Below are 11,883 nucleotides of genomic sequence, written 5' to 3'. Positions count from 1 at the left end.
GTCTTTTTAATCTATTAATGTGCGTGATCGTGCTCTTCACCAATATAAATCTCAATAAACTGCTGATTTTGGTTACCGGCTTTATCAATACAAAAGACACCCACATGGTAATGTCCTTCTTTCGCATCGGCTGGAACCGGAATCTGTTGATTTACTTCAAAGGTTTTTGAGCCATTTTCAATGGTAAAACTTTGTTCATAATGAAATTCTACAGCGTTAACGGCAGTTGATACTTTATGCTGATGACCGTCTTCAGCGCTGTGTACTTCAAGTTTATAACTTGCTAAAGCTTCATTATCAGACAAAAGAGCTTTAAGACTGATTGATGTCCCCGGTTCTATTTCCTGATCAACAGTAGGACTCACAATCTGAACAGTTGGTTTCTCTGTATCAAGGCTGTTGGAGTCATCGTCTGAACACGAAACAAAAGTTAAACCTGATAAGAACAATACAAAGGCATATTGAATGTTTTTCATTTTTTTAATTTTAAAAAGTTATACTAAAAAGGAAGCTGTAGCATTAGTTGTACATTTCTTCCCAACTCAGGTATTTCGATTGCGCGATAAAAACTTGAGTGATTAAAATATTTTGTATCCAGCAGATTAGAAGCCTGAACTCTAAAAACAGGTTTGAGCTTCCCGATTTTAAATTCTGCTTCAAGTCCTCCTCCCAACAAGGTGTAACCTGAAGTTTTTTCTTCGTTTTGCGCGATACGGTTTTGAGCATTGGCCCATTTTACAGAAAGATAAACTTTCGAATTTTTCATTAAACGGCTGTCGTTAATATGATAGGCAAATTCTCCATATAGGTTTACAGGTGTGGTAAAAGGCAGCGGATAGTCTTTACCGTCATCGGATAACTGCTTATTGTACAAGTATTCAAATGTAATATCTGCAGAAAACTGCCGGATTCTTTTATATACATTCCATTCAAACCCTGTAATTAAAGCACGCGACTGGCTATACTCATATACTTGCCCACCGTGAGGTAATACTGAAAAAACACCTGTAGGTTTCAAGAAAATATAATTGCTGAAATAATATACATACGGACTGATACTGGTTTTAAAAGTATCTGATTCATACTGTAATACGATTTCAGAAGACAATCCCTTTTCCACATCCAAATCAGGGTTTCCTCTTTCATGTCTGAAAGCTCCGTGATGGATTCCGTTAGCACTCAGCTCCATTGCCGAAGGAAAACGGAAATTAGTTCCGGCAGTGAAGTTAACTGACCAACGATCTGTAATTCCTTTCCACAAACCAACCATAATATTCGGTTGCAGATAGTTATTAGAAATTGCAGTACTACGTTGAGCATAGGATCGGGATTCTGTTTCTGACTTCCCTGTATTTTTCAGATAATCATACAAAACAGGATCAAAATAGCCTTTCACTTTCAGGTGGGCGTAATCTAAACGCAATCCGACATCTGCTTTAAACAGCTCATTGACTTTCCACTCATGTTTTGCGAAAAATCCCGCTCCGTTACGGGTAAATTCAGGAAGCAGATAACTATAACCACCTACTTGATTTTCCTGATAATTTTGTTGTAATCCGAAAGTTGTTTTATGATTCAGTCCCGCATCAAAGGTATACTTCAATTGAGTATCCAAAGTATTTAAGACGAAATCTAATTCCAGATCCGGATTTGTAACCGGTGGAGACTGATTGCTATAATGCGTGTGAAAAGCACTCCATTCCTGACGGTGATTTTGCTGAAATGAAAACAGCAAATCCCATTGATCGTGATCGTTTATCCATTTATTCGAGTTAATCACTTTGAAATGATTCACTTTTTGATACGGGAAATCAATATTTCTTGAATCACCATCATCTTTTACAGCATTGATACTCGGTATTCCGTGTGCACCCGGAAAAAACCCTATTTTACTGTTTAAGTTACTTATACTTACAATCGATTGAAAACGGTCTGAAACATAACCACCCTGTGCATAGAAAGAATATTCATCTCCTGCAGTGTTTTTCATGCGTTTATTTTCGATTGGAATTTTAGTATTCAAATAATAAATTTCATGGGCAGGGACTTTAAAATCTGCATAGTCTACTCCCGAAAATTTCAGTTTATAGAAATAGTTTTCACCTCTCGATTGTATATTCGCAGATAAACCTAAAGCTTCATTAACCGTTTTCCCATGAAGTATGACACTCCCCGAAGTAGTTTCTATCTGAGGAATTTTCTCATTGTTTATTTTAATGACACCTCCTATGGCATCACTTCCATATTCAATAGCTCCTACTCCTTTTATGACTTCTACTTCTTCCGTTTGCAGAGCATCTATTTCCAATCCATGGTCGGCTCCCCATTGCTGACCTTCCTGTTTAATTCCGTTTTCAGCTACAGCAATACGATTGAAACCCAATCCGCGTATAACAGGTTTTGAAACTCCGGAACCTATTTCCATAGCATTCACTCCCGGAATATGTTCTAAGGATTTTGCCAGACTTCCCGAAAAATGTTCTTTGATCTGATGTTGATTTATTTTGGTGGAATTGTACGTTACGGTCTTACGGTCATTGATAATCATTTCCGGCAAAAGGTCTTCTTCCTTAAACAGTACAATATCTATGGTGTTGTTTCCAACAACTTTTAGTGACTGTTCATAGGTTTGAAATCCTTTTTTCTGAATGCGTAAAACATAAGTTCCCGCAACCACATCTCTTAATTCAAAAGAGCCATTGCTGGTGGTCTGCGTACAATTCTCATCCAGATCTATATGGACTCCGCTCAATAATACTCCGGCTTCATCTGTCACTTTTCCCTGAATGGTAAACTGACTGTATGAAAAAGAAGTAATACAGAAGCAAAGTATAAGAATTACATTGCGCATATTACGTTATTTAATTAAAAACTAAGTGATTTTAATTAAACAATGGGAGGACCGCGTAATGAAAAATAAATGATTGGGGAAGCAGCGAATGACTGTTCCTGATACGTATATTGTTTATGAGAAACAATTTTCGGAAGTACCTGTAGAGAAAAAAAATCAACAGGAGTAAAAGGACTGAAAGTAAAATTACAAACCGAACATTTTTTACCGTCTAATGACGTATGTTCATGATGACCGTCTGCAATTTTCTCATGGTGTATTTCTTCCAGAATATGAACAAAGGAATGCATCGACTGATACATAATGGTACATACCACCAGCATCGACAAGATGAAATTCGAAAACACCCATTTTTGTTTCATAAAGCAAAGTTATAGGTTTTATTCTGTAAAGAAATAGTTTTTGAAAGCTGATTTTGTAAATTAACTTTTTGTTCACAAAAAAAGACAGCTGAAAAGCTGTCTTTTTATATACTTCTTTTGAATATTATTAGTATCTGTAATACTCAGGTTTAAAAGGACCTTCAACAGTAACACCAATATATTTTGCCTGATCTTCTGACAATACATCCAATTCAACACCAATTTTCGCCAAATGAAGACGGGCTACTTTTTCATCTAAGTGCTTTGGCAATGTATATACTTCATTATTGTATTTGTCACTGTATTTCCACAACTCTATCTGAGCCAATGTCTGATTTGTAAAGGAGTTTGACATAACAAAAGAAGGATGTCCTGTTGCACAACCTAAATTCACTAAGCGTCCTTCTGCCAGAATGATGATATCATTGCCATTGATGGTATACTTATCAACTTGTGGTTTGATCTCAATTTTAGAGGCTCCGTGGTTTTTGTTTAACCATGCCATATCAATCTCATTATCAAAATGTCCGATATTACAAACAATCGTTTTATCTTTCATTTTTTCAAAATGCTGGGCCACTACAATATCTTTATTTCCTGTAGTTGTAATTACGATGTCTGCATTTGCAATTACACTGTCAAGTTTTTTTACTTCAAAACCTTCCATAGCTGCCTGTAAAGCACAAATCGGATCTATTTCAGTAACCGTAACGATCGAACCTGCTCCTCTGAAAGAAGCTGCTGTTCCTTTACCTACATCTCCGTATCCGCAAACTACTACTCTCTTACCTGCCAACATAACATCTGTAGCACGTCGCACAGCATCCACAGCAGATTCACGGCAACCATATTTGTTATCAAATTTTGATTTAGTAACTGAATCGTTTACATTGATAGCCGGCATAGGCAGCGTTCCGTTTGCCATTCTTTCATATAGACGGTGTACTCCCGTTGTAGTTTCTTCAGACAATCCTTTGATATCAGCAACCAATTCAGGATAACGGTCTAATACCATATTAGTAAGATCTCCTCCATCATCAAGAATCATATTCAACGGCTTGCGGTCTTCCCCAAAAAATAAAGTTTGTTCAATACACCAGTCAAATTCTTCTTCATTTAATCCTTTCCATGCATATACCTGTATTCCTGCATCTGCAATAGCTGCTGCTGCATGATCCTGTGTAGAAAATATATTACAAGAACTCCAGGTAACTTCTGCTCCCAAAGCTTTCAGGGTTTCAATCAGTACTGCGGTCTGAATGGTCATATGCAAACAACCTGCAATACGAGCTCCTTTTAATGGCTGCTCATTTTTATATTCTTCACGTAATGCCATTAATCCTGGCATTTCAGCTTCTGCTAATTCAATTTCTTTTCTTCCCCAAGCCGCTAATGAAATATCTTTCACTTTGAAAGGCACATAAGGTATTGTTTTTGTACTCATCCGATTATAGTATATTTGTATAAACTAATTTTGGACAAAGTTACAATTTTCATTTTTAATTATATGCTAATGAAATTGTAAAGCTGTATTTGTTTTCAAAATCTGATATTGATATTTATGCCCTTATTTTTAAAGCAAACCATCAACGCTACCACTGATTTACTGGTTTGGAAAATAACCGAAGATGTAGCCACTTTATTCAAAAATACCCCACTGCGCGATGTACATTTAGCACGTTTTGAAAAAATGCTGTCTGATACACACAGATGTGGTTTTTTAAGTGTACGCCATCTATTGAAAGCTGCGGGATATTCAGACCTGAATCTTTTTTATGATGAAAACGGAAAACCTCACCTTTCTGACGGAAAGCATATTTCTATTTCTCATTCGTTTGGTTTTTCTACCATCATCATCAGCGCTGAAAATGTAGGCGTAGATATTGAAATGCAACGGGAGAAAATCATCCGAATTGCAGATAAATTCATCGGTTCTGAAGCCGCTTTTTTATCTGCTGAAAACCAATCTCTTTACATAAAAAACCTCAGCGTTATATGGGGAGCTAAAGAAGCTTTATTCAAAATGTGTAATTCGCGCAGTCTCAGTTTTAAGCAGGATATGCACATTCAACCTTTTAATTTAGACGAAACGGTTGGAAACGCCTATATTAATTGCCACATGACCGATTTTTCAAAGAAATTTTATTTTCATTTTAAAGAGATCGACAATTACACTCTGGTTTACGCATTAGAAAAAGAATCATGATAAACAGCTCTCTCATACAGTCAGAACTGCTTTTTAAAGCGGTCAGAAGCAGTGGCGCCGGCGGTCAGAATGTCAATAAGGTTTCTACTAAAGTTATACTAATTTGGGATATAACAGCTTCAAGAGCTTTGAGTACAGAGCAAAAAGAAATACTGTCAGATAAACTGAAAAACCGGATCAATAAAGAAGGTGTTTTCCAGCTTGAATGTGATGAAACCCGAAGCCAGTTGAAAAACAAAGAAATCGTAAAGAATCGTTTGTTATATCTGCTTGAGCATGCTTTAAAAAAAGATAAAAAAAGAATCGCTACCAAAATTCCGAAAGCTGTTATCAAAAAGAGACTGAATGATAAAAAGATTCATTCTGATAAAAAAACAAATAGAAAATTTAAGTGGTAATAGTCTCTTTTATAGGAGAGATTTTTTAGAGCAAAAGGACTTTTCTTTTCAAATCTTATTTATACCTTTGCACTGTCTCAAAAGGGGTGCCGAATCTGTTTCGGCTGAGATTATACCCATTGAACCTGGGCGGGTAATGCTGCCAAGGGATAAAGTACACTTTGCAGTAAAAAGCATCGTGGAAATCAATAGTTTTATTTATTAATCAAACACAATAATAGCCCCTTTTATTTGTAAATGCATTTTTACGAATGAAATTAAATTTCTTATTAACAGCTGCCGGAGTATGCCTTTTACCTGCTACCGTGCTGGCTCAAAATGAAGTTGCTAAAGACACTACTTCTAATGAGGTCCTGGATGAATTATTGATCAGTGCAGTTCGTGCCGATCAGAAAACACCGATGGCTTACAGTAATCTTACAAAAAAAGAATTGGCCAAAAGAAATCTCGGACAGGACATTCCTACTCTGATGAATTTTATGACGTCAGTGGTCACCACTACAGATGCCGGAAACGGAGTCGGATACAGCGGTATCCGTGTACGCGGAAGTGATGCTACGAGAGTGAATGTAACAGTAAACGGAATTCCTTATAACGATTCAGAATCTCACGGAACTTTTTGGGTAAACATACCGGATTTTGTTTCATCTGTAGAAAATTTACAACTGCAAAGAGGTGTCGGCACCTCAACAAACGGATCAGGTGCTTTCGGAGCCAGTTTGAATTTGCTTACCGATGCTTATTCTTATAAAAGCAATGGAGAAATTTCGAACTCATTCGGAAGTTTTAATACCCGCAAACATACGGTAAAGTTTTCTACCGGACTTATGAATGATTCCTTTGAATTGAACGGAAGGTTATCCAATATGCATTCAGACGGTTATATTGACAGAGCTTCTGCTGATTTAAAGTCTTATTTTTTACAAGGAACTTTTCTGGATGGAAAAACTCTGATTAAAGGTCTCGCTTTCGGAGGTACACAAAAAACCTATCAGGCATGGAACGGCGTAGAACAAGCCGATTTAGACAAGCACGGCAGACGATATAACACTGCGGGAAGATATATTGATGACAATGGAATAGAACGATATTATGACAATGAAACGGACAATTATCTTCAAAACCATTATCAACTGCATTGGAACCAACGCTGGAATGAATACTGGACTACGAACATTGCTCTGCATTATACCACCGGGTATGGATATTATGAGAATTATAAAAGCGGAGAAGATGTGACTGAGTATGGGTTAACTCCTGTAACGGTAAACGGAACTCTGGTTGATGAAAGCGATCTGATCAGACGCAAAATCCTTGATAATAATTTTTACGGATTTACTTTTTCAACAACATACAAAAAGAACAATTTAGATGTGATTCTGGGTGGTGCCGGAAATAAATATGAAGGAGACCACAAAGGAACGATACAGTGGGTAAAAGAACCTCTTGCTTATCAATACGATCAGGAATACTACAAAGATTTCTCTGCTAAAACAGATCTCAATACCTTTTTGAAAGCAACGTATACCTTAGCAGAAAAATTTATTTTATTCGGAGATCTGCAATACCGGAATGTCACGTACAAAGCAAATGGAAATGATACGGGAATGGTAAATGATAAGTTTCATTTTTTTAATCCGAAAGCAGGCGTTACTTACCTGATGAATGAAAACAGCAATCTTTATTTTTCTTATGCCAGAGCTAACAGAGAGCCTAATAGAAATGATTATGAAGCAGGAAGCCCTAAACCCGAAGAACTAAATGATTTTGAACTTGGATGGAGGTATAATACTACCCAAACAAAAATTAATGTTAATGCCTACTATATGCGTTATAAAAATCAACTGGTACTTACAGGTGCCCTTAATGATGTAGGAGCTCCGATGCGTGAAAACAGTGGAGACAGCTATCGTTTGGGTCTGGAAATTGATGCTGCTGTAAGAATACACCCTAAAGTTGTATGGAATCCAAGTCTTACCATCAGCCGTAACCAAAATATTGACTATATTACTCATTTTGATGGTGCCTTACAAAATCTGGGAAATACCGCCATTTCTTTTTCTCCTGATTTTATTGCCTCAAACATTCTTACCTATGAACCGGTCAGAGGTCTTCAAATGTCTTTACTCACTAAATTTGTAGGAAAACAATTTATGGGCAATACAGAATCTGAAGCGTCTAAGTTAGATTCTTACATTACTAACGACATCAGTATTAATTATGATGTCGCTGTAAAAAAATGGTTTAAATCCATTTCTTTTAATCTTTTACTGAATAACATTTTTGATGTAAAATATATTTCAAACGGATACTACTACACGTATGATGATACATGGAGTACGCCAAATACAACCACAACTATTGAAGGTGCCGGTTATTATCCACAAGCACAATTTAATCTGCTCGGCGGAATTACATTGAAATTTTAAATAGAAAAAGCCAACCTAAAGGTTGGCTTTTTCTATAATTATATTTTTAGAAATTTCCTATTTGCAGATAGGAACCATAATCGATAACCCGATATTGTTTTAAAGCATAAGGTGCATTATTTGCAATACCCAAATAGAGATTATATACATATTCATCACAGGAGCACGTAGCTTCTATTCCATTTAAATTTAATGCAGAACAATTTCTTATTTCATGATTAGGGCATGTTCTTTCATAAGCCAGAAAACCTGTACCTGTATTGATCACAATGATTCCATTAATCCCATATCCCTGTACAACTGCAACATTACCCGGATACTGCAAATTACTGTATAAAGGCAGACTCAAAGGTATTCTGACATCTACAACATAATTGGGTAAATAAGGATTGGGATTATAAAATTCATCTTTGCTGCAAGAAAGCACAGAAAACAATAAAAGAAAGAAAAGAAATCGCTTTTTCATCTATAAAACATTTGAAAAACAAATTTAATTAATTAACTTTGACATATAGAAAAAGAAGTTAATATTAACATATAATAGTATTTGAAATACAAAATCCCGTTCCGATGGGATTTTTTCTATTTTATAAAAACAAGCAGTATTATGAGTAAAGTATCGTATTACACAGCAGAAGGTCTAAAGAAATTAAGAGATGATTTAGATCATTTAAAAGGTATTGAGCGTCCGAAAGCCTCTCAGGCAATCGCAGATGCGCGTGACAAAGGAGATTTATCTGAAAATGCAGAATATGATGCAGCGAAAGAAGCTCAGGGATTGTTGGAAATGAAGATTGCGAAAATGGAAGAAGTTCTGGCAAATGCCCGCTTGATCGATGAATCTCAGCTTGATGTTTCCAAAGTATTGGTTTTGTCAACGGTAAAAATTAAAAATCAGGCAAATAAGATGGAGCTTACTTACACGCTGGTAGCAGAAAGCGAAGCCGATCTTAAAAGTGGAAAAATATCAGTAACGTCTCCGATAGGAAAAGGTCTTTTAGGAAAATCAGTTGGTGAAATTGCTGAGATAAACGTACCGAATGGTGTACTCAAATTTGAAATATTAGAAATTTCAAGAGACTAAATTATGGCATCTATCTTCACAAAGATCATCAATGGTGAAATTCCTTGCTACAAGGTAGCAGAGAACGAAAATTTCATTGCTTTTCTGGATAATAATCCAAATGCAAAAGGACACACACTATGTGTGCCTAAAAAAGAGATTGACAAAATTTTTGATATGGACTCCGAGCATTATACCGCTCTGATGCAGTTTTCTTATGAAGTAGCAAAAGCTTTGGAAAAAGCAGTTTCCTGTAAAAGAATCGGAATGGCTGTCGTAGGTCTTGAAGTACCTCATGTACATGTACATTTGATTCCTCTTCAGGAGATGGATGATATGCGGTTTCAACGAAAAGTTTCTTTAACAAAAGAAGAGTTTGAAGCAACAGCAAAAGCCATCCATTCTCAATTATAATAAAATCCCTCTTTTCAGAGGGATTTTTTATAGGTAACACAAAAGGTTGTTCCCTGCCCTATTTCTGATTTCTCTACTTTTATTTTTCCGTTATGGTATTCCTCTACAATTCTTTTTGTAAGCGAAAGTCCTAACCCCCATCCTCTTTTCTTTGTTGTAAAACCAGGTTCAAAAATTGTTTTAAACTGGTTTTTAGAGATTCCTTTTCCTGTATCGGAAACCCAGATCTGAATGTTTTTCTCGGTTTCTGAAATGGTTACGGTTATTTTTCCTTTTCCTTTAATAGCATCGATAGCATTTTTTACCAGATTTTCAATGGTCCAGCTATGCAATGTAGGATTTAACGGCAGTATATAGTGTGATAAATAGCTCACAAATTCAAAATCAATGAAGGTAGAACTTCTGGATTTCAGATACTCGAATGATTTCTCAGTTTCTTCTACAATATCTAAGGGTTCTAAAACAGGCTCAGAGCCGATTTTTGAAAATCGGTCGGCAATAGTTTGCAGTCTTGAAACGTCTTTTCCTATTTCACTTACAGTCTGTTCATCTACATTATCGAGTTTCATGATCTCAATCCATCCCAGCAAAGAAGATAAAGGCGTACCGATCTGATGCGCTGTTTCTTTTGCCATTCCTGCCCAGAGTTTGCTTTCTGCAGACATTTTACTGGTTCGGAAATACGTGTACACCAATCCTCCAAAAAGTCCTAAAATAGCAATTAATGCCAAAGGGTAATATTTTATTTTAGTGATTAAAGATGAATTTCCATAATACAGAAATTGGCTCCCGCCCGGATGTATGATTTCTATAGGATCATTTTCTGAGGTAAATTTCCTGAGCAATCCAGCCTGTAACTTTTTATTTTCCAATATTTCATCATCCACATTGCGTACTTCAGAAATCAGTCCGTTATTATCTACTAAAATGATAGGAATGGTTTCGTTTTTAGACAATACAGACAAAGCCAGATCCAGATCAGTATTTCCATCTGCTGAATTCACGGATTTATATGCCTCAGCCCATATTTCCATTTTTACACGTTCTTCGTTTTTAAACGTTTGAAATAACAAATAGGTATTCCACAATATGAGGGTAAGAATAGACAGGGAAAAAACCAAAATAACCCACCGGGTATAAATATTACTTTTAAAAAAATTCATAGATCAGAAAGAATGACAAGATACAAATTATTAAAAATAGTTGATAAAAATTTCTCTTCTATACATTAACAAAACTTAATTCAAAAAAGTATCTTTGTTTAAATCTTTTTTCAAATTTATGTTAAGTATCCATCCAAAAGACCATACACCGGTTCAGATTCAAGCCTATTTACAAGCAGCAGTAGGGCCGCGTCCTATCGCTTTTGCCAGTACTGTTGACGAAAACGGCACACCAAATTTATCACCGTTTAGCTTTTTTAATATTTTTAGCTCTAATCCGCCTATTCTGGTATTTTCTCCGGCAAGAAGAGTTCGTAACAATACTATTAAACATACACTTATCAATGCAGAAGCAACAAAAGAAGTGGTGATCAATGTTGTAAATTACGATATGGTACAGCAAACTTCTCTTGCTTCTACAGAATATGGTGATGGAGTAGACGAATTTGTAAAGTCCGGGTTTACCAAACTGGCTTCTGATATCGTAAAACCTTTTAGAGTAGCAGAAAGCCCTGTGCAACTGGAATGTAAAGTACAGAATATTATTCCGTTGGGTACTGAAGGAGGAGCCGGAAATCTCATCATTTGCGAAGTCGTAAAAATACACATCTCAGAAAGTATTTTATCTGATAACGGGTCTATAGACCAGCAGAAAATAGACCTTGTTGCCCGTATGGGAGGCAATTGGTATACCCGTGCCAATGATGGTCTCTTTGAAGTAGAAAAGCCATTAACAACTTTAGGAATTGGTGTAGATGCGCTGCCGGAAGATGTGAAAAAAAATACTATCTTTGTAGGAAATGATTTAGGTCGACTGGGAAATGTTGAGCATTTACCTACTACGGAAGAGATAACTGCTTTTAAATCTGAAAATCAGGACGTAAAAGTATTTTCAGAGAATAATCAAACAGAAGAATTGTATAAAAAAGCAAAATGGTTTTTGGAGCAAGACGATGTTTTCAGTGCTTGGAAAACGATTTTATCAAAATAAAAAACT

13 protein-coding genes are annotated in these 11,883 nt (G+C 36.0%); 7 read left to right on the top strand and 6 right to left on the bottom strand.

Annotated elements, in window-relative coordinates; all coding sequences use genetic code 11:
• Positions 1-14: 14 nt before the first annotated feature.
• The 4 genes from QW060_RS01170 to ahcY all read right to left on the bottom strand — a co-directional run bounded on the left by QW060_RS01170 (position 15) and on the right by ahcY (position 4,657).
• Positions 15-476 carry a DUF4625 domain-containing protein gene (locus tag QW060_RS01170; RefSeq protein ID WP_290361891.1) on the bottom strand — a complete coding sequence of 154 codons (462 nt, stop codon included), beginning with the start codon at positions 474-476 and terminating at the stop codon, positions 15-17.
• 23 nt (positions 477-499) lie between these two features.
• A complete protein-coding gene (locus QW060_RS01165) occupies positions 500-2,851 on the bottom strand; it encodes a TonB-dependent receptor (protein WP_290361890.1) in 2,352 nt (783 codons plus the stop codon).
• A 35-nt stretch (positions 2,852-2,886) separates the two neighbouring features.
• On the bottom strand, positions 2,887-3,213 hold the full coding sequence (locus tag QW060_RS01160; protein WP_290361889.1) for a hypothetical protein: 327 nt from the start codon (positions 3,211-3,213) through the stop codon (positions 2,887-2,889).
• Positions 3,214-3,340: 127 nt separating this feature from the next.
• Entirely contained in the window at positions 3,341-4,657 is a 1,317-nt protein-coding gene (gene ahcY / locus QW060_RS01155; RefSeq protein WP_290361888.1) for an adenosylhomocysteinase, read from the bottom strand.
• Positions 4,658-4,774: 117 nt separating this feature from the next.
• Here ahcY and QW060_RS01150 point away from each other — a divergent pair, with 117 nt between their 5' ends.
• From QW060_RS01150 to QW060_RS01140, 4 genes are all read left to right on the top strand, one after another.
• Positions 4,775-5,419 carry a 4'-phosphopantetheinyl transferase family protein gene (locus QW060_RS01150; RefSeq protein ID WP_290361887.1) on the top strand — a complete coding sequence of 215 codons (645 nt, stop codon included), beginning with the start codon at positions 4,775-4,777 and terminating at the stop codon, positions 5,417-5,419.
• Positions 5,416-5,817 (top strand): alternative ribosome rescue aminoacyl-tRNA hydrolase ArfB, encoded by a 402-nt coding sequence (gene arfB / locus QW060_RS01145; protein WP_317623157.1) that lies wholly within the window; start codon positions 5,416-5,418, stop codon positions 5,815-5,817. Before QW060_RS01150 ends, arfB begins: the two co-directional genes overlap by 4 nt.
• Before the next feature lie 67 nt (positions 5,818-5,884).
• Positions 5,885-6,022, top strand: a complete 138-nt coding sequence (locus QW060_RS28885) for a hypothetical protein (RefSeq protein ID WP_450091470.1) — start codon at positions 5,885-5,887, stop codon at positions 6,020-6,022.
• Positions 6,023-6,068: 46 nt separating this feature from the next.
• Positions 6,069-8,246 (top strand): TonB-dependent receptor, encoded by a 2,178-nt coding sequence (locus tag QW060_RS01140; protein ID WP_290361886.1) that lies wholly within the window; start codon positions 6,069-6,071, stop codon positions 8,244-8,246.
• 46 nt (positions 8,247-8,292) lie between these two features.
• Here QW060_RS01140 and QW060_RS01135 read toward each other — a convergent pair whose 3' ends face one another.
• Positions 8,293-8,712 carry a hypothetical protein gene (locus QW060_RS01135; RefSeq protein WP_290361885.1) on the bottom strand — a complete coding sequence of 140 codons (420 nt, stop codon included), beginning with the start codon at positions 8,710-8,712 and terminating at the stop codon, positions 8,293-8,295.
• Positions 8,713-8,853: 141 nt separating this feature from the next.
• Here QW060_RS01135 and greA point away from each other — a divergent pair, with 141 nt between their 5' ends.
• Positions 8,854-9,330, top strand: a complete 477-nt coding sequence (gene greA / locus QW060_RS01130; RefSeq protein ID WP_290361884.1) for a transcription elongation factor GreA — start codon at positions 8,854-8,856, stop codon at positions 9,328-9,330.
• A 3-nt stretch (positions 9,331-9,333) separates the two neighbouring features.
• Positions 9,334-9,723, top strand: coding sequence for an HIT family protein (locus QW060_RS01125; protein WP_290361883.1), 390 nt, complete (start codon positions 9,334-9,336; stop codon positions 9,721-9,723).
• A 14-nt stretch (positions 9,724-9,737) separates the two neighbouring features.
• Here the strand turns inward: QW060_RS01125 and QW060_RS01120 are convergent, their stop codons facing one another.
• On the bottom strand, positions 9,738-10,886 hold the full coding sequence (locus tag QW060_RS01120; protein WP_290361882.1) for a sensor histidine kinase: 1,149 nt from the start codon (positions 10,884-10,886) through the stop codon (positions 9,738-9,740).
• 118 nt (positions 10,887-11,004) lie between these two features.
• Between QW060_RS01120 and QW060_RS01115 the strand changes: the two genes are divergently transcribed.
• Positions 11,005-11,877 carry a flavin reductase family protein gene (locus tag QW060_RS01115; RefSeq protein ID WP_290361881.1) on the top strand — a complete coding sequence of 291 codons (873 nt, stop codon included), beginning with the start codon at positions 11,005-11,007 and terminating at the stop codon, positions 11,875-11,877.
• The last annotated feature ends 6 nt before the right edge of the window (positions 11,878-11,883 follow it).

The sequence above is a fragment of the Paenimyroides ceti genome (genome assembly GCF_030409925.1).
This window is presented reverse-complemented; position numbering and strand designations above follow the sequence as displayed.

Excerpts from the sequence above, each read along its gene's own strand:
- greA (WP_290361884.1), top strand. The coding sequence starts at position 8,854 with ATGAGTAAAGTATCGTATTACACAGCAGAAGGTCTAAAGAAATTAAGA.
- QW060_RS01160 (WP_290361889.1), bottom strand. The coding sequence starts at position 3,213 with ATGAAACAAAAATGGGTGTTTTCGAATTTCATCTTGTCGATGCTGGTG.
- QW060_RS01150 (WP_290361887.1), top strand. The coding sequence starts at position 4,775 with ATGCCCTTATTTTTAAAGCAAACCATCAACGCTACCACTGATTTACTG.
- ahcY (WP_290361888.1), bottom strand. The coding sequence starts at position 4,657 with ATGAGTACAAAAACAATACCTTATGTGCCTTTCAAAGTGAAAGATATT.
- QW060_RS01115 (WP_290361881.1), top strand. The coding sequence starts at position 11,005 with ATGTTAAGTATCCATCCAAAAGACCATACACCGGTTCAGATTCAAGCC.
- QW060_RS01125 (WP_290361883.1), top strand. The coding sequence starts at position 9,334 with ATGGCATCTATCTTCACAAAGATCATCAATGGTGAAATTCCTTGCTAC.
- QW060_RS01140 (WP_290361886.1), top strand. The coding sequence starts at position 6,069 with ATGAAATTAAATTTCTTATTAACAGCTGCCGGAGTATGCCTTTTACCT.
- QW060_RS01135 (WP_290361885.1), bottom strand. The coding sequence starts at position 8,712 with ATGAAAAAGCGATTTCTTTTCTTTCTTTTATTGTTTTCTGTGCTTTCT.
- arfB (WP_317623157.1), top strand. The coding sequence starts at position 5,416 with ATGATAAACAGCTCTCTCATACAGTCAGAACTGCTTTTTAAAGCGGTC.
- QW060_RS01120 (WP_290361882.1), bottom strand. The coding sequence starts at position 10,886 with ATGAATTTTTTTAAAAGTAATATTTATACCCGGTGGGTTATTTTGGTT.
- QW060_RS01170 (WP_290361891.1), bottom strand. The coding sequence starts at position 476 with ATGAAAAACATTCAATATGCCTTTGTATTGTTCTTATCAGGTTTAACT.
- QW060_RS01165 (WP_290361890.1), bottom strand. The coding sequence starts at position 2,851 with ATGCGCAATGTAATTCTTATACTTTGCTTCTGTATTACTTCTTTTTCA.